Source organism: Pelagibacterium mangrovi, from assembly GCF_036662815.1.
GTDB lineage: Bacteria > Pseudomonadota > Alphaproteobacteria > Rhizobiales > Devosiaceae > Pelagibacterium > Pelagibacterium mangrovi.
The window spans coordinates 214,125-237,549 of record NZ_JBAFXA010000003.1; the positions used below are offsets into that span (position 1 = coordinate 214,125).

The 23,425-nt window shown below is 61.1% G+C and carries 22 protein-coding genes; 15 read left to right on the forward strand and 7 right to left on the reverse strand.

The window, feature by feature from the left end; all coding sequences use genetic code 11:
• Positions 1-126: 126 nt before the first annotated feature.
• The 6 genes from V4T21_RS06180 to tpiA form a co-directional block, all read right to left on the reverse strand.
• Positions 127-492 carry a PRC-barrel domain-containing protein gene (locus V4T21_RS06180; RefSeq protein WP_332714510.1) on the reverse strand — a complete coding sequence of 122 codons (366 nt, stop codon included), beginning with the start codon at positions 490-492 and terminating at the stop codon, positions 127-129.
• A 62-nt stretch (positions 493-554) separates the two neighbouring features.
• Complete coding sequence (locus V4T21_RS06185; RefSeq protein WP_332714512.1) at positions 555-1,850, reverse strand: MFS transporter; 1,296 nt, start codon at positions 1,848-1,850, stop codon at positions 555-557.
• 206 nt (positions 1,851-2,056) lie between these two features.
• A complete protein-coding gene (locus V4T21_RS06190) occupies positions 2,057-2,230 on the reverse strand; it encodes a DUF4169 family protein (protein ID WP_332714513.1) in 174 nt (57 codons plus the stop codon).
• Between the two features lie 15 nt (positions 2,231-2,245).
• Entirely contained in the window at positions 2,246-3,874 is a 1,629-nt protein-coding gene (pyrG, locus tag V4T21_RS06195) for a CTP synthase (RefSeq protein ID WP_332714515.1), read from the reverse strand.
• A 111-nt stretch (positions 3,875-3,985) separates the two neighbouring features.
• Complete coding sequence (secG, locus tag V4T21_RS06200; protein ID WP_332714517.1) at positions 3,986-4,510, reverse strand: preprotein translocase subunit SecG; 525 nt, start codon at positions 4,508-4,510, stop codon at positions 3,986-3,988.
• 224 nt (positions 4,511-4,734) lie between these two features.
• Positions 4,735-5,490, reverse strand: coding sequence for a triose-phosphate isomerase (gene tpiA, locus V4T21_RS06205; RefSeq protein ID WP_332714519.1), 756 nt, complete (start codon positions 5,488-5,490; stop codon positions 4,735-4,737).
• A 166-nt stretch (positions 5,491-5,656) separates the two neighbouring features.
• Here tpiA and V4T21_RS06210 point away from each other — a divergent pair, with 166 nt between their 5' ends.
• The 14 genes from V4T21_RS06210 (at position 5,657) to lexA (ending at position 19,650) form a co-directional block, all read left to right on the forward strand.
• Positions 5,657-7,525, forward strand: coding sequence for a peptidylprolyl isomerase (locus V4T21_RS06210; RefSeq protein WP_332714521.1), 1,869 nt, complete (start codon positions 5,657-5,659; stop codon positions 7,523-7,525).
• 4 nt (positions 7,526-7,529) lie between these two features.
• Positions 7,530-9,041 carry an anthranilate synthase component I gene (gene trpE, locus V4T21_RS06215; protein WP_332714523.1) on the forward strand — a complete coding sequence of 504 codons (1,512 nt, stop codon included), beginning with the start codon at positions 7,530-7,532 and terminating at the stop codon, positions 9,039-9,041.
• Positions 9,038-9,637: an anthranilate synthase component II gene (locus V4T21_RS06220; protein WP_332714525.1), complete on the forward strand. Its 600-nt coding sequence runs from the start codon at positions 9,038-9,040 to the stop codon at positions 9,635-9,637. The genes trpE and V4T21_RS06220 overlap by 4 nt, the downstream gene beginning before the upstream one ends.
• 15 nt (positions 9,638-9,652) lie before the next feature.
• Positions 9,653-10,666 (forward strand): anthranilate phosphoribosyltransferase, encoded by a 1,014-nt coding sequence (gene trpD, locus V4T21_RS06225; protein ID WP_332714527.1) that lies wholly within the window; start codon positions 9,653-9,655, stop codon positions 10,664-10,666.
• Positions 10,663-11,460: an indole-3-glycerol phosphate synthase TrpC gene (trpC, locus tag V4T21_RS06230; RefSeq protein WP_332714529.1), complete on the forward strand. Its 798-nt coding sequence runs from the start codon at positions 10,663-10,665 to the stop codon at positions 11,458-11,460. The genes trpD and trpC overlap by 4 nt, the downstream gene beginning before the upstream one ends.
• A 3-nt stretch (positions 11,461-11,463) precedes the next feature.
• Complete coding sequence (moaC, locus tag V4T21_RS06235; RefSeq protein ID WP_332715054.1) at positions 11,464-11,949, forward strand: cyclic pyranopterin monophosphate synthase MoaC; 486 nt, start codon at positions 11,464-11,466, stop codon at positions 11,947-11,949.
• Entirely contained in the window at positions 11,946-13,136 is a 1,191-nt protein-coding gene (locus tag V4T21_RS06240) for a molybdopterin molybdotransferase MoeA (RefSeq protein WP_332714531.1), read from the forward strand. Before moaC ends, V4T21_RS06240 begins: the two co-directional genes overlap by 4 nt.
• Before the next feature lie 266 nt (positions 13,137-13,402).
• Positions 13,403-13,780: a ribbon-helix-helix domain-containing protein gene (locus tag V4T21_RS06245; RefSeq protein WP_332714534.1), complete on the forward strand. Its 378-nt coding sequence runs from the start codon at positions 13,403-13,405 to the stop codon at positions 13,778-13,780.
• A gap of 644 nt (positions 13,781-14,424) precedes the next feature.
• Positions 14,425-15,366, forward strand: coding sequence for a hypothetical protein (locus V4T21_RS06250; protein WP_332714536.1), 942 nt, complete (start codon positions 14,425-14,427; stop codon positions 15,364-15,366).
• Positions 15,367-15,450: 84 nt separating this feature from the next.
• On the forward strand, positions 15,451-16,518 hold the full coding sequence (locus tag V4T21_RS06255) for a hypothetical protein (protein WP_332714538.1): 1,068 nt from the start codon (positions 15,451-15,453) through the stop codon (positions 16,516-16,518).
• A gap of 74 nt (positions 16,519-16,592) precedes the next feature.
• Positions 16,593-17,315, forward strand: coding sequence for a hypothetical protein (locus V4T21_RS06260; RefSeq protein WP_332714540.1), 723 nt, complete (start codon positions 16,593-16,595; stop codon positions 17,313-17,315).
• Between the two features lie 192 nt (positions 17,316-17,507).
• Positions 17,508-17,864, forward strand: coding sequence for a hypothetical protein (locus V4T21_RS06265; RefSeq protein WP_332714542.1), 357 nt, complete (start codon positions 17,508-17,510; stop codon positions 17,862-17,864).
• Complete coding sequence (locus tag V4T21_RS06270; RefSeq protein WP_332714544.1) at positions 17,858-18,745, forward strand: CsgG/HfaB family protein; 888 nt, start codon at positions 17,858-17,860, stop codon at positions 18,743-18,745. The genes V4T21_RS06265 and V4T21_RS06270 overlap by 7 nt, the downstream gene beginning before the upstream one ends.
• Before the next feature lie 197 nt (positions 18,746-18,942).
• Entirely contained in the window at positions 18,943-19,650 is a 708-nt protein-coding gene (lexA, locus tag V4T21_RS06275; protein ID WP_332714546.1) for a transcriptional repressor LexA, read from the forward strand.
• Between the two features lie 48 nt (positions 19,651-19,698).
• On the opposite strand, the gene V4T21_RS06280 is transcribed toward lexA, so the two are convergent.
• A complete protein-coding gene (locus V4T21_RS06280) occupies positions 19,699-21,831 on the reverse strand; it encodes a ComEC/Rec2 family competence protein (protein WP_332714548.1) in 2,133 nt (710 codons plus the stop codon).
• An 80-nt stretch (positions 21,832-21,911) separates the two neighbouring features.
• On the opposite strand from V4T21_RS06280, the gene gltX reads away from it, so the two are divergent.
• Positions 21,912-23,342 carry a glutamate--tRNA ligase gene (gene gltX / locus V4T21_RS06285; protein WP_332714550.1) on the forward strand — a complete coding sequence of 477 codons (1,431 nt, stop codon included), beginning with the start codon at positions 21,912-21,914 and terminating at the stop codon, positions 23,340-23,342.
• Positions 23,343-23,425: the final 83 nt, after the last annotated feature.

Below are 23,425 nucleotides of genomic sequence, written 5' to 3' on the forward strand. Positions count from 1 at the left end.
TATGTGATGATGCCGGTCGGCAACCTTCTAATGAACCGTCCGGACGTGGGAAAGGGCTTGCCGCAAAAATAATGCGGGCGGATGACACGCACCCGCCCGCTCGCAAATCGCTTATATAAGGGCGATCTAATTCCAGTAAGGATCGATCTTGTAATAGGAATAGGCTTCCTGTCGCGCGTAAAGACCGTCTTCCTTGGTCAGTTCGCCGATCGTATCGGCGGGCGCGGCTTCGAGTTCTTCCTTGGTGAAGGGCACGACATAGCCATCCTGATCCTGGTCGTAATCGAGCGTCGCCCAGGGAACGGGGTGAAATTTCTCGCCCATTCCAAGAAAGCCGCCAAAGCCGACGACGGCGAACATGATGGCGTTGTCGGTCTTGTCGAGGACGATGTCCTCGACCTTTCCGATCTTCTGGCCGTCGAGATTATAGACGTCCGTGCCAACGGCACGGGTAGCGCGGATGGCCGTTGTGTGGCCGGATGCAGTGGGCATGAGCAACCTCCGTGGTTTTGTTTTGCCGTCAACGACGACACACCACGGAGGTTCCCTTTTCGTCAGTTTTCGTCTTGCCTGATAAAGGCGAACGCAACCAGCGTCATGACGGCGGCCAGGATCATGTAATAGCCGACGGTGTGCAGGCCGAAAGTCGTGGCCAGCCATGTGGCGATATAGGGCGCCAGGGATGCGCCGAAGATGCCACCGAGGTTGAAGGTCAGCGATGCGCCGGTGTAGCGCACGGCGGTGGGGAACGGCGCGGCGAGCGCGGTGCCCAGCGGACCATAGGTCATGCCCATCAGTGCAAAGCCCAGGCAGAGGAACCCCGTGACGCCGACGATATTGCCGGAATCGAAAAGCGGGGCCAGCACGAGGCCGAACAGGCCGATGCCGATCGACACCAGCACCATGACCCGGCGCATGCCGTAACGGTCGGCGAGGATGGCCGTGGGCGGGATTAGAAGGCCGAAGAAGACCACACCGATCATCTGCATGACCAGGAATTCTTCACGGCTGTAGCCCAACTGGCCGGTGCCCCAGCTGAGGGAAAACACCGTCATGATGTAAAAGAGCACGAAGGTGGCCAACGCGGCCATCGTTCCCAGCACGAGGCTTGCCTTGTGGTGCTTGAACAGATCGAGGAACGGCACTTCGACGCGCTCGGCCTTTTCCACTGCCTTGGCGAATTCGGGCGTCTCGGAGATCTTGAGACGGATGAAGAGGCCGAGGATCACCAGAAGCGCCGAGAAAATAAACGGAACGCGCCAGCCCCAGGCGAAGAAGGCTTCATCGGTCAGCACTTCGGCCAGCAGGAGGAAGACACAGGTGGCCAGGAAAAAGCCGACCGGTGCGCCGAGCTGGGGAAACATGCCGTACCAAGCGCGCTTGCCTTCCGGCGCGTTCTCGGTGGCGAGCAGCACGGCGCCGCCCCATTCACCGCCCAGCCCGATCCCCTGCCCCAGACGGCACAGCGCGAGCAGCAGAGGCGCCGCGACGCCGATCTGCGCGTAGGTCGGCAGGAAACCGATCAGCACTGTGGATATGCCCATGGTGAGAAGCGCAGCCACCAGCGTGGTCTTGCGGCCGATACGGTCGCCATAGTGACCAAAGATCGCCGCACCGATCGGGCGCGCGAAAAAGGCGATGGCGAAGGTCGCGAGCGACGAGAGTAGCGCCGAGGTGGCATCGCCCGTGGGAAAGAAGAGCTGCGGGAATACGATAACTGCGGCCGTGGCGTAGATGTAGAAATCGAAGAACTCGATGGTCGTGCCGATCATCGAGGCCGCGAGCACGCGGCGGGCCGAATTGCCCGTCGCGGGTGCCGCCGCCGTGGCGGCTGTGGTGGTTGTCGACATGGTCTTGTCCGGGCGCACAAATCTGATCGACAGCCCGGATGGGTTGCCGCACAAAGCGGATGGCGCCGTTGGTGATCAACGCTTTGGGCACGCGGACGGGGAGGAGAGCGTCAGCGCGCCGAGTTGGTGTACCGTGCGGTACGGTGCTGCGCAAACGTTTTGAAAAGCCCCATTGTGGACGTATGGTCGCACAATAAAAGCGCGTTTCAGTCTCGCTTGTGACCGTCTAGATCGCGATCGAGCTTGTCGGAAATCTTGCTTTCGAGATCCCGCTCGGCCCTGGTGCGGCCGAATTTGGCACGATTGGCCTCCGAGGCCCGCTCCTTTTGGGCGCGGGCCTTGGCTTTGCGGGCCTGACGGAGATTGACGATCTCGGCCAAAGCCCCTCCCCCTTTTTACACCAGCCGGCTCTGTTCGACGGCTGCCGAAATGAACGACTTGAACAGCGGATGAGGTTCAAAGGGACGGGATTTCAGCTCGGGATGATACTGAACGCCGATGAACCAGGGGTGATCGGTGCGTTCCACGATCTCGGGCAGCGTCCCATCCGGCGAGAGGCCGGAGAACAGCAGGCCGTTGGCTTCGAGCACCTTGCGGTACTTCATATTCACTTCGAAGCGATGGCGATGGCGCTCGGAGATACGGTTGGTGCCATAGATGTCCGCAACCCGGCTACCGCGAACCAGCTGGGCGGGATAGGCGCCCAGACGCATGGTACCGCCGAGATCGGTGTCTTCCCCGCGCTGTTCCTTGTTGTTTTCCTTGACCCATTCGGTCATCAGGCCCACGACCGGCTCCCGGGTGGGACCAAATTCGGTCGATGAGGCTTTTGGAATGTGCGCGGTGTTGCGGGCCGCTTCGATGCAGGCCATCTGCATGCCGAAGCAGATGCCGAAATAGGGCACGTCACGAATACGCGCGAAACGGGCAGCGTTGATCTTGCCTTCCGAACCGCGCTCTCCGAACCCGCCGGGCACGAGAATACCGTGGATGCCTTCGAGATAAGGCGCCGGATCGTCGCGTTCGAAAACCTCGGAATCGATCCATTCGAGGTTGACCTTGACGTTGTTGGCAATGCCGCCATGCGTCAGCGCTTCGGACAGCGACTTATAGGCGTCCTTCAACCCGGTGTATTTGCCCACGATGGCGATGTTGACCTCGCCCTCGGGATTGTGGATGCGGCGCGAAATTTCGAGCCAGCGCTCCAGATCGGGTTCCGCCGCGTCCTTGATGCCGAAGGCCGCGAGAACCTCGGCGTCCAGGCCTTCCTCGTGATAGGCGATCGGCACATCATAAATCGACGTGACGTCGAGCGCCTGAATGACCGCCGAGGGGCGCACATTGCAAAACAGCGACAGCTTGCGCTTCTCGCCTTCCGGAATCGGACGGTCGCAGCGCACGAGCAATACGTCGGGCTGGATGCCGATGGAGCGCAGTTCCTTGACCGAATGCTGGGTCGGCTTGGTCTTGAGCTCTCCCGCCGAGGGGATGAACGGCATCAGGGTGAGATGAATGAAAACAGCATCGCCGCGCGGCAGTTCATTGCCGAGCTGACGGATCGCTTCGAGGAAAGGCATCGCCTCGATATCACCGACGGTGCCGCCGATCTCGCAGAGGACGAAATCGAAATCGTCATTGTCCGAGGTGACGAAGGATTTGATCTCATCGGTGACGTGCGGGATCACCTGCACCGTCGCACCGAGATAATCGCCGCGACGTTCCTTGGTGAGAATGTCGGAATAGATGCGGCCGGTGGTGATGTTGTCCTGCTGGTTGGCGGACCGACCGGTGAAGCGCTCATAGTGACCGAGATCGAGATCGGTCTCCGCGCCGTCGTCGGTGACGAATACCTCGCCGTGCTGATAGGGCGACATCGTGCCCGGATCGACGTTGAGATAGGGGTCGAGCTTGCGCAGGCGAACCCTATAGCCGCGTGCCTGAAGCATCGCGCCGAGCGCCGCCGAAGCAAGACCTTTTCCGAGCGAGGAAACCACGCCACCGGTGATGAAAACGTACCGAGCCATGGAATTTTACCTTACACATGCCGCTTTTGATTCGAAGCGCGAAATTGCCGCGCCCACACAAAAAAGAAGGGGATGTCGCCATCCCCAACCTTCTCAACCTTTCCGGCAACCTTAGTTGCCGGGGTTGTTCGTCGTTTGCGCCGCCGGCGCAGTGTCCTCGGTGGCGGGGTCCGCCGTCACGGGCTCTTCTTGGGCCGGTGCGGGAACCTCGGGCACGGCCAGGTCTGGCGCGGCCGCAGGAGCCTCGTCGGTTACGGCCGGAGCCCCAAGGTCATCATTGCCGGTCGCCGGAGCGGCAGGGGCCGAAAGATCGTCATTGCCGGTGCCCAGCGCATCGAGAGCATCAAGCACGCTCGCCGGGCCGCCGTCGGGGCTCTGGGCCGCCTGATCCAGAATGGAGCTCGCGCTACGGTCGGTCTGGCTGATGATTGTCAACCCGATCGCCGTAACCATGAAGAGCGTGCCGAGAATGGCCGTGGTGCGGGTGAGAAGATTGGCCGAGCCGCGCGCCGACATGAAACCGCCGCCGCCACCGCCGCCCATTCCAAGCCCGCCGCCCTCAGACCGCTGGAGCAGGATCACGACGATCATGGCGATCACGATCAACAGATAGGCGACAATCAGTACTGTGGCCATGTAACGGTTCGTCCTTCAAAACTCTTGGCGTCGGCGGCCGGCATATGGGAGCCCGGCGCCGCCAGCGCAATACCCCCGGAGTTGTTCGGTGCTTAACAGCTTAAGCCCTGCCCGTCCGGCCGGGACGTGAGCAAGGCTCTGCACAGGCATCGCGTTGGGCGGCGTTCTACACGCAAAGATCGGCATTGGCCAGCCCTTCGGAGCGACAGTTTTTCCTCTTCGGCTTACGCCGCCACGATAATGGAAAAGAAGTCGTTGGCCAAAAGGCTCGCCCCGCCGACTAGCGCACCGTTGACATTGTCGGTGCTCAGGATCTCCTCGGCATTGGAGGGCTTTACAGAGCCGCCGTAAAGAAGAAGAGCGGAGCGCCCTTCCCCGCCGAACCGCTCGACAAGCAGCCGGCGCATATGCGCGTGCATGTCGGCGATATCCCCAATCGTGGGCGTCCGCCCCGTGCCGATGGCCCAGACCGGCTCATAGGCAACAATGATCCGCGTGTTCTCGAACCGGTCTGGAAGCGAATGGGCGAGCTGTTCGGCGACGACCTGATTCGCCCGGCCCTCCATGCGTTCGCTTTCGGTTTCGCCGACGCAGATGATGGGCACCAGTCCCGCAGCCAATGCCGCCTGGGTCTTCTCCCTGACGAGCGCGCTGCTTTCGCCGTGGTCGGCGCGCCGTTCGGAATGGCCTACGATTACGTGGGATGCACCGGCATCGAGGAGCATCGTCGCGCTAATGTCGCCCGTGTGGGCGCCGCTAACCTGGGTGTGGCAATCCTGACCGCCGATGCGGATGGCGCTTCCCTCGGCTTGCCGGGCGGCACGGTAAACAAGAGTCGCGGGCGGGCAGATCAGCACATCGCCGGCGATGTCCCCGGCTTCTTCGAGCAGGGTCTTGAGCCGCGTCAATTGCTCAAGCGCCGCTTTCGTCCCATTCATCTTCCAGTTTCCGGCAATCAGTGGCCGCAATTGCTCCTGCATCCCTACCCCAACAACACCTTGCACGCATAATCAGAATGGCTTAACCGGGCCTCGACACGTGCTTGCGGGGCTCGATACACCCTGTCTATTATGCGCGCGCCTCGAACGCCATAGGGCAGCCGTTAGACAATAGGCGTGCCGCCCGCTTTCAACCGATCGGACCACAATGCTCGACAATCTCCGCAATTTCGGCCGCAGCTGGATCGCCAAAATCCTTCTGGGCGTGCTCATCATCGCCGTGGCCGGTTTCGGAATTCCGAGCGTGTTTCTCGATCTCAACGCCAATACCGTGGCGCGGGTGGGCGACCAGAACATTTCGGTGCGCGATTTCGATCGCGTCTATCGCAGCCAGATCAACCAGTTCGCCGCCCAGACGGGCACGGCGCCGACGCCCGAGCAGGCTTTGGGCTATGGGCTGCCTAACTCCGCCATCGGGCGGCTGGCCAACGACGCCTCGATCGAAATTCTGGCGCGCAATCTGGGCTTGGGCGCTTCGGATGCAAAGCTTGTCGAACTGGTGCGCCAGGACCCCTCGTTCGCCAGCTCCATGGGATTGTTCGACACCAACGAATTTACCGCCATGCTGCGCCAGTCCGGCTTTACCGAGGCCGAATATCTCAACCTTCAGCGCCGCGCCGCGAGCCGCGAACAGTTGGGAATGATCTTCAACGGTGCCTATGTCCCCCAGGTGGCGCTCGAAATCGCCCGCGCCTATGACAACGACCAGCGCGCCATCGAATATATCACGCTGAGCCCCGTGCTGTTCGAAACGAGCGAGGAGCCGACCGAAGAGGAACTGACCCAGTTCTTCGAGGAGAACCAGACGCGGTTCCGGACCGTGGAAACGCGAACCGTCAGCCTGTTGCCGCTGACCGCCGAGGCCCTGGCTCCCGGCGTCGAGGTCACCGAGGACGAAATCGCCGCCGAGTACGAGCAGACCGCCAGCCAGTTCGTGACGCCCGAGCGGCGGACGATCCATCAGCTCGCACTACCGGATGCTGAAGCCGCTCAGGCCTTCGCCGACGGCATCGAGGCTGGATCGTCCTTCGCCAGCGTCGTATCGGAAACCGGTTTGCAGACCGAAGTCGCAGAGCTGGGCAATCTGGCGCGGAGCGAAATCACCGACGCTGCGGTCGCCCAGGCGGCGTTCGAGCTCGAGGAAAACGGCTATGCCGTTATCGAGGGTGCCAGTGGCCAGCGCGCCATTTGGGTCAGCGCGATCCAGGAAGAAGGCCAGGCGCCGCTCGAAAATGTGCGCGGTCAGCTCGAACAGACTTTGAGCCTGGAAAAGGCACGCGATCTGCTGTTCACCGTCTATGATGAGATCGAAGAAGCGCGCGCCGCCTTCCTTCCGGTGGCCCAGGTTGCCGAACGCTATGGTCTTGAGGTTTACGATCTCGATCTGACGGCGGATGGCACAGCGCTCGCCGGCATCGACACGCTGCCGCAGGGATCGGCGCAGACCATTGTCAACGCGGTGTTCGCCGCGTCGCCCGACATGCGCGTTACGCCTGCCATCAATCTCGGCTCGAACCGCACCGCGTTTTTCGAGCTCGGCGAGGTCCAGCCGGCACGCGACCAGACGCTGGACGAAGTGCGCGACGACGTTGTGGCTGCGTGGCGGGAGCTCCAGACCGATATGGAGATGACCCGGGCGGCCGAGGACATGGTTGCCGATATCGACGCGGGCAACGACCTGTTCACTGTGGCGGCCGAAAACGGGCAGACGCCGCAGACGTCAGCGCCTTTCACCCGCAACACCGCGACCGCCGCGCTCGATCCCCAGGTTGCTCAGGCAGCGTTCCAGGGTGGCGAAGGCTATGCGGGCTATGTGCCCACCCAGGATGGCGGCATGGTGGTTTTTCAGGTGACCGAGGTTACCCCTGCTTCCGCCGATGCGACCTCGCAGGTCGCGCAGTCGCTGGAAATCAGCTTCGCCGACCTGATCTTTGCTAATTTCGTCGAGGGCCTGCGCCAGGATGTCGGGATCAGGATCAACGAGGAAGCCCTCAACCGCGTGATCGGGCTGCAATAGGACCATGTCGGACGACGATAGCTTCAGGTCTTTTGCCGCCACCTACGAGGCCGGGCACGGTCAGGTGCTCTACCGGCGCGTGGTGGCGGATCTCGAAACGCCCATAGGCACGTATCTCAAGCTGGCCGAGGGGCGACGTCACAGCTTCCTGCTCGAATCCGTCGAAGGCGGCGCGTTGCGTGGGCGCTATTCGATGATCGGGCTCGAACCCGATCTGCTATGGCGGGTCGTGGACGGGCAGGCGCAGATCAACCGGTCGGCGGCGACCGACAGGGAGGCCTATACCGCCCTGCCCGACCAGCCGCTCGACGCGCTGCGCAATTTGATCGCCGAAAGCCAGATCGACATGCCGAAGGAATTGCCGGCCAATTCGGCGGGCGTTTTCGGCTATCTGGGCTATGACATGGTGCGGTTCATGGAAGAACTGCCCGACGACAATCCCGACACCATCGGGGTTCCGGACGCACTGATGATGCGCCCCTCGATCATGGCGGTGTTCGATACGCTCAAGGACGAGATGTTCCTAACCGCGCCGGTCTATCCGCGCGAGGGCGTAACGGCACGGCAGGCCTATGAAGCGGCCAATGATCGGATCGAAGAAGCCATATCGCGGCTCGAAGCGCCCTTGCCTCGTGGCAATGACATTCCCGACCTCGCCAGGATCGAGGTGACGTCGAACACTTCCCGCGAAGACTATTTCAAGATGGTCCGGGCGGCGCAGGATTACATCGCGGCGGGTGATATCTTCCAGGTGGTGCTCAGCCAGCGGTTTTCCGCCGACTTTACGCTACCTCCAACCGCGCTCTACCGCGCCCTGCGGCGCACCAACCCCTCGCCCTACATGTATTTCCTCGATTTCGGCGATTTTTCCGTCGCGGGCTCGAGCCCGGAAATCCTGGTGCGGGTGGATCGGGGCGAAGTGACCATCCGCCCGATCGCGGGCACGCGCAAGCGCGGGGCCACGCCCGAACGCGACAAGGAACTGGCCGACGAATTGCTGGCCGATCCCAAGGAGCTTTCCGAACATCTGATGCTGCTCGATCTGGGCCGCAACGACGTGGGCCGGGTGGCCGAGATCGGGTCGGTCAAGGTAACCGACAAGTTCTTCCTCGAATATTATTCCCACGTCATGCACATCGTCTCCAACGTGGTTGGCACGCTCGATCCGAAATACGACAACATCGATGCGCTCGCCGCCGGCTTTCCCGCCGGCACGGTATCGGGAGCGCCAAAGGTGCGGGCGATGGAGATCATCGACGAGCTCGAAGTGGCGCGGCGCGGCGTTTATGCCGGGTGCGTGGGGTATTTCGGGGCCGACGGGCGTATGGACACCTGCATCGTGCTGCGTACAGCTATCCTCAAGGATGGCAAGCTCCATGTGCAGGCCGGTGCCGGGATCGTCGCGGATTCCAAGCCCGAACTCGAACAGCTCGAATGCGAGAACAAGGCCCGCGCCCTGTTCAGCGCCGCCGAAGAAGCGCTACGCTATGCGGGGCAATCGAAGGTAGGCCAATGATGCGCGTGCTGGTCATCGATAATTACGACAGCTTCACCTACAACCTCGTCCATTATATCGGCGAGCTGGGGGCCGAGGTCGAAGTCGTGCGCAACGACAAGATCACGCTCGACCAAGTGGGCGAGCGGGTTCCGGATGCGATCGTCATTTCTCCCGGCCCGTGCACGCCTAACGAAGCGGGCATCTGCCTGCCGCTGATCGAGCGTTTCGCCGGCGAAATCCCCATGTTCGGCGTATGCCTCGGGCTGCAATCGATGGGCCAGGCCTTTGGTGGCGAGGTCGTAAGGGCGCCGGTGCCGATGCATGGCAAGGTGTCCACGATCACCCATGATGGACGCGGCGTGTTCCGTGGGATCAACAAGCAGTTCGAGGCGACCCGGTATCATTCGCTCGTCGTGCGCGACGAGACCCTGCCCGACGATCTGTCGGTCACGGCCCGGTCCGAAGACGGTCAGATCATGGGCCTACAGCACCGCCACCTGCCGGTGCACGGCGTGCAGTTCCACCCCGAAAGCATTTCGTCGGAGAACGGGCACGCCATCTTGCAGAATTTTCTCAACCTGGCGCGCGACTTCAACAAAGATCGCGCCGCCTGATCCGAAAGGCATGTCATGGACATCAAAGGAGCGCTTCACCGGCTTGCGGATGGCAAGGATCTGACGGGAACCGAAATGCGCGAGGTGATGGATATCGTCATGTCGGGCGATGCCACCCCTTCCCAGATCGGTGCGTTCCTCATGGGCATGCGGGTCAAGGGCGAGACGGTGGGCGAAATCGCCGCCGCCGTTTCCATCCTGCGCGCCAAGATGGTGCCCGTCGAGGCGCCGGAAGGTGCAATCGATATCGTGGGCACGGGCGGCGACGGCGCGGGAACGCTCAACATCTCGACCGGCGCCTCGATCGTGGTGGCGGCAGCGGGCATCCCGGTCGCCAAGCACGGCAACCGCGCGCTTTCGTCCAAGTCCGGCTCGGCCGAAGCGTTGCAGAAGCTCGGTGTCAGCCTGGAATTGAACCCCGAACAGATTGCGACCTGCATAAGGGAAGCGGGAATCGGGTTCATGTTCGCGCCCAACCACCATCCGGCCATGCGCCATGTTGGGCCGGCACGCACCGAAATGGGCGTCAGGACCATGTTCAACCTGCTTGGCCCACAGGCCAACCCGGCCGGGGTCAAACGCTATCTTCTGGGCGTCTATGATAATGAATGGGTCGAGCCCGTGGCCGCCGCGCTTTTGGCCAATCAGGCCAAGTCGGCCTGGGTCGTCCATGGCGACAGCGGGCTGGACGAGCTTTCGACGACCGGGCCGTCTTTCGTTTCCCAGATCAAGGCGGGCAATCTCACCTCGTTCGAGGTGACGCCCGAGGAAGCCGGTCTGCAACGGGCAACGCTTTCCGACATCGTGGGCGGCGATCCCGCGCACAATGCGGCCGAACTGCGTAAGCTACTCGATGGCGCCAAAGGGCCCTATCGCGATATCGTGCTGCTCAACGCGGCTGCGGCTTTCATCATTTGCGACAGGGTGGAAACTCTTCGTGAGGGTGTCGAACTGGGCGCCCAGATGGTCGACAACGGCAAGGCCAAGGCAACGCTGGAAAAGCTGATAGCGGTTTCGGAGGCGGTATGAGCGATATCCTGCGCAAGATCGAAGCCTATAAGCGCGAGGAAATCGCGGCGGCAAAATCCGCAATTCCCTTGGCCGAACTCTCCGCCGCCGCCCGCGAGCAGGATGCGCCGCGTGGGTTCGTCAAGGCGCTGCGGACCAAGCGGAAGGCCGGAGACTACGGCCTCATCGCAGAGGTCAAGAAGGCCAGTCCCTCCAAGGGACTTATTCGTTCCGATTTCAATCCGCCGATATTGGCCAGAGCCTATGAGGATGGCGGCGCGGCGTGCCTTTCGGTCCTGACCGACACGCCTTCGTTTCAGGGCCGGCCGGAGTTTCTGAACGCCGCTAAGGCGGCGACCAACCTGCCTGCCCTGCGCAAGGATTTCCTTTTCGAGCCTTATCAGGTGGTCGAGGCACGCGCCTGGGGCGCCGATTGCATCCTCATCATTCTCGCTTCGGTCGACGATACCGCCGCTCGGGCACTACTCGAAGCCGCCGCCGAATGGGGGATGGACGCGCTTGTCGAAGTGCATGACGCACCCGAGATGGAGCGCGCACTGGCGCTGGAAGCCGAGTTCATCGGCATCAACAACCGCGATCTGCGCACGTTCGAGGTGTCGCTCGAAACCACGGTGGCGCTCGCCAGGATGGTTCCTGACAACCGCCTGCTGGTTTCGGAAAGCGGCATCTTCACCCATGACGACGTGCTGCGCCTCGAGGCAGAGGCCGGCGTCGGCTGCTTCCTCGTGGGCGAAAGCCTGATGCGACAGGATGACGTGACGGCGGCGACGCGCGCATTGCTGACGGGAGATTGAGCCCTGGCCGATCGTCTCACCCATCTTGACGAAAAAGGCGCGGCGCGGATCGTCGATATCGCCGCCAAGGACGAAACCGCGCGCCGCGCCGTGGCGGCCGCCCGGTTGCACGCAACGCCAGAAATCGTCGAGGCCATCTTCGGCGGCACGCTCAAAAAGGGCGATGCGGTTGCCGTGGCCCGGGTGGCGGGGATCATGGCGGCCAAGAAGACTTCGGACCTGATCCCGCTCTGCCATCCCATTCCGGTGACCAAAATCGCCGTCGAGATCGAACGTGGCACAGATCCCGAAATCATCGCCATAACCGCCACTGTCGAAACCGTGGGGCGCACGGGGGTCGAGATGGAGGCGCTGACGGCGGCCTCCGTCGCTGCGCTGACGCTCTATGACATGGCCAAGGCGCTCGACAAGGGCATGACCATCACCGATATCGGCCTGCTGGAAAAAAGCGGCGGCAAATCGGGCGATTTCCGCAAGGCCGCGCCGTGATTTCGGTCGATGAAGCGCTGGCGCGCATTCTGGCCGATATCCCTACCCTTCCCATCGAAGCCGTGACGCTTGCTGACGCCACCGGCAGAACCGTGGCGCGGGATATCCAAGCCGGACTCTTCAATCCCGCCTTCGACGTCAGTGCCATGGACGGCTATGCGGTGCGGGCGGAGGACGTTTCGCCGGGCAAAGGGCTCAGGATGGTCGGCGTATCCCAAGCCGGGGCCGGCTTTCCCGGCACGGTGGGTCCGGGCGAGTGCGCGCGCATCTTCACCGGTGCGCCGGTGCCCGAGGGTGCGGACGCAGTCATCATGCAGGAAGAAGCGAGCGCCGAGGGCGACACGATCAGCTTTTCGCAGGGCGTGGAACCGGGCCGCAGCATCCGCTTCCGGGGCGATGATTTCGCGCAAGGCGATATTCTCGTGCGGGCAGGCACATCCCTCACGCCGCAGAATTTAACTCTGGTCGCGGCCGGCAATGTGGATATGGTCAACGTATTCTCTCGCCCCCGCATTGCCCTGCTCACCACTGGCGACGAACTCGTCTCGCCGGGCAGTCCCGTGGGGCCGGACCAGATCGTGGCTTCCAATTCGGTGGGGCTTCGCGCGCTGTTTAGCCCGTACGCCAGTGCCATTGCCGACCGCGGCATCGTCGGCGACGATCGCGAAACGCTCGGGATGTCCCTCGCCGATGCGCTTGCGGACGAACCGGACGTATTGCTGACGACTGGTGGAGCCAGCGTGGGCGAGCACGATCTCGTGCAGGAAATGTTCAAGGCCAATGGCGTCGAGATCGATTTCTGGCGCATCGCCATGCGGCCGGGTAAACCGCTGATGTTCGGTCGGCGCGGCAAAACCCTGGTTTTCGGACTGCCAGGAAATCCCGTTTCGGCGCTCGTTACCGCACGTATCTTCGTCTTGCCGGCGGTACTCGCCATGGCCGGGGCGACGCCCCCTGCCCCGTTCTATCTGCCGCTGGGAGATACGCTGCCACCGAACACGGGCCGGCGCCATTTCATTCGCGGGCGCCTCATCCACGATGCCGAGCATGGAACCATGATCGAGCCGGTTCGGCAGACCGATAGCGGACATCTTTCTTCCCTGGCCTCGGCCGATGCGCTTATCGGCCAGATGGAGCACTGTCCCGGCAAACGCCGCGGCGAGTTCGTGCAAGTCCACCGTTTCTAATCTCCCCCTTTCGCCTTTGCCGAGCTTTTAGATCGCATCTTGCGGTGGGCTCCGCGATATGCGAATTTCCCCCTAAATCATTTTTCCAATTGGTCAAATTTTAATATTCGGGAAGTTCTTCCCGGGCGAAATCGGCGTATATATTTGCATAATATTCTATACAGCGCAGTAAACACGATTTTTTGACCCGTATGCCTGTTCATTCCTAGTGTTAACGCGTAAATTACGCATACGGCGCGCGAACCTGTTTGGAAAGGGGGAGGAGCGTGTCTGACACTTACCAAATGCAGAAGAAGGGCAGTCTGCCGGCAGGAGAAATACCCGAGCTCGACGCAGCCAGGGAACGGCCGGAGATCGCCGCCTTACTCGACGGCGCAGCCATAGACTCACTCGCGGAGCCCGAATTCCGGGTCCTGTCCTTGCGGGGTGAGCGCAAAGGGATCAGGCTCGAGGCCGTATTCTGGCAGGCTCTCGATCGGATCGCTTCGCAACTGAACGTTCCCCGTAACACCCTGGTTCTCTGGATCATCACTGCCGCCGGCCATGACCGATCCAACGCCACCAGCGTGCTCAGAAGCGTGATCATCGCCTATCTGCTCGACGATATCGATCGCCGCGCAGTCCCACCGGCGGACGCAGGCTGAACGAAGCCGGCGGGCGATTGCCTCGGCTTCTGAAGAACGGACACCGCCAACGATAAACAACGGCCGACGCGCAGGTAAGCGCGTCGGCCGTTTTGCTGTGTTCATGCTCGGCCTAAGGGACGCCGGCACCGGCCGCCCTCACCCCATAATTCCTGGATTTTGCGGTTTCGCACTCGCGAAATTAACAAAATGTAAAGATAAGCTGGACAGCGAACTCAAGTTGTGGAAATATAAATACATAGGCAATACTATATTATGTGCAGCATGTGAGGGGGTTCACGCAATGCATACAGGTATATGCTAAGTATAATCCGCTATACGGCGACAATTCTCAACATATAGATATATACAAAACCGCATAATGATCCAGCGATCTTCGCCTGAGATCATGCGGGCCGGTTTTGCCGCCCTTTCGGATTTCCCAGCAAATTCAAGAGTTTCTTGCGCTAACGCGGCGCTTTGCCGTGCGCTTTCTGATGTGCCGACCGGTTAAATGCCGGCGCCGCAAGCGTAAGTTCTGTATTTGCACAAACCAATAAAGGCTCGGACTGCGCAAGTAATGCTTGCTCAGAACAATGGAGGTTTGTGCAAATTTTCCTGGAAACAGGGCAACCGCCCCATGAGGGCAAAATTGGAGAGCAAAAATGAATAAACTTCTCGTAACGACCGCACTGGTGGGCGTGGCTGCCCTGGGCGTAACATCATCGGCCCAGGCTTTCGGTGGAGGACATCCCTGGTGGCCGCCTCACCCTGGAAACGGCGACGACGACTGCATCGAATGTATCGACAATGCCATCAATCTCGAGCAGGTCTTTTCCGGCTTCCAGAAGGCATTCAACAACATCTCCGACGTTGGTGATGTGACCGATGCCGCGCAAACAGCGCTCAACGCCGCCAACCTGATCTCGCTCGACGGTATCGATATCTCCGATGTCAATATCGGCGAAGTCGATCAGGAGGCCGATCTGGACCAGATCGCCGACAACGACATCTATGCCAGCGTCTTTGCGACCCTCTACAACATCGAGCAGTCGGCCACCAACGTGGCCAACGTCTTCTCGGCGCCCGAGGTGAACGACATCGACCAGGATGCCTGGGGCTATCAGGACGCGTTCAACACCATCGAGTTCGGCAAGGGCGGTTATGACGCCGATGCCCTCTATGATGAAGAAGGCGAACTGCTGCCCACCCAGGCAGCTCTCAACGCTGTCAACATGATCACCGTCGATCAGCTCACCGGTCAAGCCGTTCAGATGGCTGCGGTCGGCCAGACGGCGATCAACACGATGAGCTATGCCGGCGGTGGCTACAGCCCGTTCGGATATGGCGGTCATCACGGTTGGGTGGACGTGGACGTCTATGACGTCGGCCAGACGGCAACCAACGTGGCCAACGTCTTCTCGGCCACCGATATTGTTGGGCTCGATTGCGGTTGCGTTTCCGTCCTTCAGGACGCCGAAGCAGCTCAGTTTGCCGCCAACAACTTCTCCGGCTCGGGTTGGTCGACCGACCTGACCAATATCGTTCAGGAGGCGACCAACATCGCCAACTCGATCAGCTACCTGACTCCAGAAGTAGCAGAATAACTGGAGCAATAGAGAACGTCGCCGGATTTTCATCCGGCGGCGTTCATCACCGTAGAGTTCGCAACCCAGCCCAGGGAGGAACAGATGCGTATAGTTTTCGTTGCCGCGTGCCTCGTTCTTCCGACCGGTATTGCTTCGGCCCAAACGCTGGAACCGGATTTCCGTCAGTTCTTCCGGGATTCTCAATTGGCATTGCAGAAGATGTCCGAGCCCCAGGTGCCCGACACAACCAGTGGGCCCCCGTTATTCCCGCTTCCGGAAGGCCTTACATTGCAGTTGAGCCAGTCAGGAGCGAACGCGGTCAATATCCTCAATTCTGACCGCGATCTAGGGTCGGTCACGCAATTGTTCGATGGTCAGCAAGGAATAGAAAATTCGATCGACGCCCATCGTTCGGGCACGCTCGGCTCCCTATCGATCAGCCAATCCGGCAGTAACTACGCCAACATGATGCAGGGAAATACCATCAGCATGGCTGACCAGCTGATGACCGACACTTCGACCCAGCAGGTGTGGAATTCCATATGGGCAGGGGGATCGATCGATGTGATCGCCCAGACCGGCGTCAACATCGCCAACATCGCCATGGCCGAATACGCAATCGGGACCGCCGTCCAAAACATCGAGGAAGGCGCCATCCAGCGCGTGGAAAACTACATCGAGTTCGATGCCGACACAGCCGTCTCCGGAACCGTCAACCAAAGCGGCGTCAACATCGGCAACGTATTGATCGCCGACAGGATCGATAGCGTCACACGCACGTTCGCCGGCGAACAGATCGTCGACAACACCGTCGTTCTTCACGGCTCGAGCGTGCCACCAATTGAACAGTCGGGCGGCAATATCGCCAACATGGTCGTCGCCAACAATATCGGAACGATCAAGCAGCTATCGGTCGGCGCACAGCGCGTCATCAATACTGTGATCGGCCCCGATGGCCAGCCGCTCAGTCACGGCAACATCAGCCAATCGGACTATAACTACCAGGGCGCATCCAATGTGGTGAACATGATGGTACTACGCGCCCAACAGTCCGGAAGCTCATCACCCCAACAACCGGTGCTCATCGACCAGCAGGCCAACTTCCCGCAGACAGGCCAAGGGGTGTCCGGTCAGTCGCAGTCCGGGAACGTCACAGTTATCAATCGGTAAAACTTGAGTATAGCCTGATCGATTGACAGTAAAGACGCGCGGTGCGATTTTGGCGAAAATGTGAGTCGGATGCCATGATCGCACGCGTTTGGGTCTATTCCGTTATCGTGACCAGCCTTGCTTGCAGCTCGGCGCTGGCCCAGCCTTTGGCTCCGCAAATGCCGCCTCCGGGCACCGCCGAAACGGCGATCGGCGCCCAGCCGCCCGATCCTGTGCCGCTTGTTCCCCGGCAACCTGCATCCCCGCCTCCAGCCCAGGTCGCTCCCCAAGTTTCGGGACCATTCGTGACCGAGACCGATGCGGCACTGCCTGAGGTCGATGAAGACGTCCAGTCGGAGATGACTCGCGCCTTGCCCGATGCCATTGCTCCCCAGGGCGAGACCGAGGCCGCCGAACCCGCTCAAGCGGCGGCGGAGCCTGAAACCCAGGCGGAGCCGGAGCTTCCCTTCGACGTGAACCCGTTCCTTGGGGCCATGGTCGAATTGCGCGGAGCGGCGCTGACCTGCGAGCCCTTCGTGGGTGACGACCCCGTTGGCCGGACCAATACGATCCCGCAGTTCTTCGCGATGCTGGAGCAGGAGCTTCCCGAGCTCACGAACGAAACGACCCAATCGAGCCTTCGGCAGTTCATTGGATCGCAGGCCGCATCGCTTTGCGTGAACATGCTCAACGGTGCATTTTTCCGCTATACCGAGGCGGCGACCGACTACCAGGCGCGCAAGCCCGAGGCATGGCCCCCGGCCCCGCCCGTTCAGCCGGGCATGTGGTGCGCGCAACCCTACTGCCTCGATCGCTAGAATCGCGAATGTGGCGAGAATTGGCGCATAATCGGTTATACTTATCTTATCTCATTATTATCAAAGCGTTTTCTTTATTTACCAAAAAACGGTGTGCTGACCAAGCAACACCTCCGCAAAGTTTTCTTGTGCTCGTTGACGCTACGACGGAACAAGACAATACTCAAAACAAGAATCGACCGAGGTACCGGAATGCGTAAGTTCAAACGCGTTGTGCTGGTTGTAGCGACCGCGACGCTGGCGTTATCTCCCCTTCCGATACTTGCCAATGGTCTTGGGGAAGGCCGTCCCTTTCAGTTCCGCACGGACGCCCAACGGCAAGTCAACCTCTCGCTCGAGCGCACCCGGTTGGAGTTGCTGGGCCTGCTTGGGACCTCCAACAACGGCGGGCCGGGCGGTGGCAGCGGTCAAACCGGTAACGCCGTTTCGATCAATGTCAGCGGCTCGAACAACAACATAACCGTGACCCAGACCAACAACGGCAATCAGGAGCAGACGAGCACCTGCTCTGATTTCGATATTACCGGGGGCATGTTCGGAGTATGCTGATCCTCAAAGCACCCGTCGCCGCGATAACCGCGCTTGCCCTGAGCGGTTGCGTGCATTGGGGCGAGATGGGCCGCCCTTCCGCCCAGTTCTACGGGCCCGTGCCCCTGGCCACGACAACCCCGGCCGACGACGCCCTGCTCTGCCTGAGCCAGACCCCCGAAGTAAGGCGTTCGGGCATTGTTTTCGCGGTCCACACCGTGACCGACCAGACCAACAAGTTCACGTCCGAAGAAGGTGGCGTGGTGCCCCGTGACGTGGCCGGCATGCTTGTCACTGCCTTGCAGAAGGCCGGCGTGCGTCAGGTCAATCGCTCCAATACCGTCGTCACCGAATGGGAGATCGCCCGCGCCCGCGAGCAGATTCTCGGCGATGGGGGCTCGGTTACTGTCGGCAACCAGACTGTGGATTTCCGGCCCATCACGCCGGGTTCGATGCGGGGTTCCGACTACGTCATCGACGGAGCAATCACGCAGCTCGATTTCAATACCTATTCGGGCGGCGCGGAGGCGCTGATCGCAGGGATCGGCGGCGGTGCACGGCTTTATGCGCTCACCGCCGCGGTCGATCTGCGGGTCACCGATACGGAATCGACGGAAATCGTGCGCGCAGGCACCTATTCGAAACAGGCTGTCGGGACGGAGGTTTACGCCTCGGTCTTCCGCTTCTTTTCGAACGATCTTTACGATATCCGGATCGGCGACAAGTCGCAGGAAGGGCTGCATGCGGGCATCCGCTGGGTGTTGGCCGAAGCTGCGTATGACATCGTCTCCTCCATCGTGAACCACAACGGCTCGTGCGACAGCCGTCTGCCCGAGGTTACCCAGGAGCTCCGTTCCGAACAGGCCGTGCATCGTGCCGAGGTGGCCACCGGAGCAAGTTGACCGTCGGTCATTGTCGCAAGCATTTCCCGGTCCTGCGCCGAAAATTCCTGCCGAACCAAGATCTGAAGATCATAGCCGCGTCGCGCGTTCAATGTTCCGCACGAATGTAATTCTATCGAAACACTTGCAGAACATTTCCGGAACACGTATAAAAGTTCAATATTTGTTCCGATTCTACGCCGCCGAGGGGCCCGACAATGTTGACGCGCAAGCAGCACGAACTTCTGATGTTCATTCATGAGCGGATGAAGGAGAGCGGCATCCCGCCCTCTTTCGACGAAATGAAGGAAGCGCTTGATCTCAAGTCGAAATCGGGGATTCACCGTTTGATCACGGCCCTTGAGGAACGCGGGTTTATTCGCCGCCTGCCCAACCGGGCGCGCGCGCTGGAGGTTGTCAAGCTTCCCGATTCGATGAATCCGTCCTTGGGCGGCCGCAAGGCGCGGTTCGAGCCGAGCGTCATCGAAGGTAATCTGGGCAAGGTTCCCGCCAAGCCGGTGGCCGCCACTGCGGAAAATGGTGGTTCGGTTTCCATTCCCGTCATGGGGCGCATCGCGGCTGGTGTTCCCATCGAAGCGATCCAGACTCACTCTCACTCGATAGCCGTTCCCCCTGAGATGCTGGGTGCCGGAGAGCATTTCGCGCTGGAAGTGCGCGGGGATTCGATGGTCGACGCCGGTATTTTCGATGGTGACACGGTGCTGATCCGCAAGCAGGACGCTGCAGGCAATGGTGAAATCGTCGTCGCTCTGGTCGATGACGAAGAAGCGACCCTCAAGCGTCTGCGCAAGAAGGGCAATGCCGTGGCGCTCGAAGCGGCCAATCCGGCGTATGAGACCCGCATTTTCGGGCCGGATCGCGTGAAGGTTCAGGGGCGGCTTGTGGGACTTTTGCGGCGCTATTGAGCAGCGCAAAGACTATAAGTCCCGGACTTTGGGATGACGGAATTTTTCCTAATCCGACGCCAGCCGCCACGGGCGCGAGGGCGTATCGATCCCGGTCCGTATGGTGGGGGAAGCCTCGGGACCATTCCAGTCGACCATATGCGCCCCGTAGCGCGCAAGTTCGGATGCATCGATGACCAGATGGGCGGCTGATCGACAGACTTCAGGCGCTTTGATGCGGGCGATCACCACGTCGGCGATCCGGCAATCCTCATCGAATGCCGATCGGTCCTTGACGAGGGCGATCGTGTATCCCTGATCGGTTTCGAGCACGCAGCCGAGGCTATCGCAGCGGGTTGCATCGTGACTGTCCGCTATGGAAGTGATGTAGCGCTCCGACCAGACGTTGGTGGCGAATGTGCCGTTTCGGCCCGCCATCAGGGCGACCGCCCCGTCGTGGCGGACCGCAACGGCCTGGCTTTGGTCGGCGATAAATATGTCGGGCGCCCGCTCGATGCAAAAGATCGTGATGATCGGAACGGCGAGTATGGGGCCTGAAAGCCGTATCCTATTGCGGAAATAGGCAAGCCACGCCAGCGCAGCCAGGGCTACAATCAGGGCGGCTGGCGAGAGGATCGGACTGGGATCGAATCCGCCGCTCAACTCGCGCACGAAGGCGGCGCACCAGAGCATTGCCTCGATGCTCCAGCCCAAGGCCGCGTAGGGCAAAACATCAAGCCCAATCGGGATCAATAGCGTGCCGAGCAACGCCGCCGGCATCATCACGAAGCTCACAATCGGCATGATCATGAGATTGCCGACCACACCGAATGGTGCCGTCTGCTGAAAGTGATAGGCCGTGAAGACGACCGTCGCCAATCCGGCGATGACGCTGGTCATCGCAACACCGATCGTCATGCCGAAAGCCTTGGCGCGAACCGGTGTTTCTCGATTGTCCCGCCGTCGCCGAACCAGTTCATATGCCGCTATCAGCGCGACAACGGCGGCGAATGAAAGCTGGAACGACGCCCGGAATACGGTCGAGGGCTCGAAGATGATGATGATCAGCGCGGCGATCGCCACATTGCGCATGGTGAGGGCTTGCCGCCCGGCGATTATCGCCGCGAAGACCAAAGCCAGCATGATGGTGGACCGCACCGCCGGGATAACCATGCCCGAAAGCAGCATATAGGCAAAGGCGGTGACGATCCCGAAACCGGCGGCGATCTTTTTGACAGGGAAACGCTGGGGCAGCCGGTGACTCAATGCAAGAACGAAGCGGACAACGGCAAACATGGTGCCCGCGACAAGGGTAAGGTGCAGTCCCGAAATGGAGATCACATGCACGATCCCCGCCTCGGCCATCACATCGTAATCTGCTTCGCTGATGCGGCTTTGGTCGCCGGTGATGAGCGCTGCCGCGATACCGCCGATCCTGTCGCCAAGTTGGGCGACGAGTCGTGCCGTGATTGCGCCGCGTATGTCGTTGACGAAGCGTGATAGGTCGCTCTCCTGCGCCGCCGCGGTCGAAACCTCGCCCAAAACATTTCCATAAGCCCCTATACCATCGAAATAACTTATGAATTGGGAATCATATCCTCCAGGAACCGCCGGCGCCGGAACGGGATAGAAGCGGATGCGCGCCTTGATGGTATCGCCACTCGATACCGCGTAGGCTCCCGATACGCTCACCCGGGCCAGCCGGATGTCGGGCACGGTCCAATCCGCCATCCCCTCCGCAGCCGCAATATCGGAGAGTATCCAACGCTGCTCCTCGCCATCATTGAAGATCACGGCGTCGATGCGGGCGGTGTACGTGCCGTATCGCGCCGTTTCCAGCATCGGTGTTCCGAACAGCGCCCCGTGGACCGGCAGTAACATCATGCCGAGCCCGACCAGCAGGCCCAGCAAAGCCGCTTCGCGTATGCCGACGCTATTGCGGCCGGATATGGCAAGGATGAGGGCCGCGCCAATCCCCAGGCCCAGCGTTAGCAGAGCGGGTTCCATAGGCAGTATGCGGTAGATAATGAGCCCGACGATCATCGCGAACGGCCAGAGGATGAAATTGCGCCTCTGGGTCACCGCGTCCGCGATCGCCTTCGCCAACACGCAAACCAGCACCGAACGCGCCGCCCGGAGTCGGCCCAATGGGCCGACGGCCCGGGCATTGTCGAGATTTCTGGCGACCGGAAAGTCCACCATTATAGCGCACACCCCCACCCTTGCGCTCGGCGGGCGCTATGGTACACACGGGGCCAGCAAATCTCCAAGCGGTAAGCCTTATGTCCAAACCCGTCGTCACGCGCTTTGCGCCTTCTCCCACAGGTTTTCTGCATATCGGCGGCGCCCGAACGGCTCTGTTCAATTGGGTTTTCGCGCGCAAGACCGGCGGGACAATGCTGCTGCGCATCGAAGATACCGACCGCGAGCGCTCGACAGATGCCGCCGTGGCGGCAATTCTGGACGGCATGAGCTGGCTGGGGCTCGACTGGGACGGCGAGCCGATCAGCCAGTTCGCCCGCGCCGATCGGCATGCAGAGGTGGCGCGCGAATTGCTCGCCTCGGGCAATGCCTATAAATGCTACTGCACGCCCGACGAACTCACCGAAATGCGCGAGAAGGCCCGCGCCGAGGGCCGTCCCCCACGCTATGACGGACGCTGGCGCGATCGCGACCCGTCCGAAGCGCCAGAGGGCGTGCAGCCGGTGATACGCGTCAAGGCGCCGGAAACCGGCGAAATCATCGTCAAGGATCGGGTGCAGGGCGATGTGGTGTTCAAGGCCGAGAACCTCGATGATTTCATCATCCTGCGGTCCGACGGCACTCCCACCTACATGCACGCCGTGGTTGTCGATGACCACGATATGGGCGTTACCCACATCATTCGCGGCGACGACCATCTGACCAACGCCGCCCGGCAGATCGTCATCTATCAGGCGATGGGATGGGATGTGCCCGAGATGGCCCACATCCCCCTCATCCACGGTCCGGACGGCGCCAAGCTCTCCAAGCGTCACGGCGCCATGGGCGTGGAGGCCTATCGGCAGATGGGATATCTGCCCGAAGCGCTGCGCAATTATCTGGCCCGGCTGGGCTGGGCCCATGGCGACGACGAAATATTTTCCACCGATCAGATGGTCGAATGGTTCTCGCTCGAGGCACTCAACAAAGGACCCTCGCGCTTCGATTTCGTCAAGCTCGACAACCTCAACGGGCATTATATTCGCGCGGCCGAGCCCACCCGCCTCTATGAGGTCATGGTCGATACAGCCTCGGAGACCGGCCGGAACGCCGACTATGCGGGGCTGGTTTCCAACAAGGACACGGCACTGGCAGCCCTCCCGGAATTGCAGCCGCGCGCCAAAACCATTCTCGAACTGATCGATCTGGCCCAGTTCATCTATGCCGAACGCCCTCTGCCCATCGAGGAAAAAGCCGCCCAGCTCCTGACTGAGGAAAGCCTGGGACACCTCATGGCTCTCACCGAGGCCTTTGCCGCGCTCGATGGATGGAATGTTGAACGGCTCGACGCCACCGTGCGCACCTATGCCGAAAGCGTCGGCCTAAAGCTCGGAAAGATTGCCCAGCCGCTGCGCGCCGCGCTTACCGGACGCACCATTTCCCCCGGTATTTTCGAGGTGATGGTTCTGATCGGGAGGGAAGAGAGCCTGGCGCGGTTGGCGGATGTAACCCACGCGAGTGCGCAGGCCTGACCGCCATCAGCCATTCGTCTTACCTATAGGTCAAGAGCCATGACGCAGTTGCATGGCTCCGCAATTTCGGATACCCAAGCGAA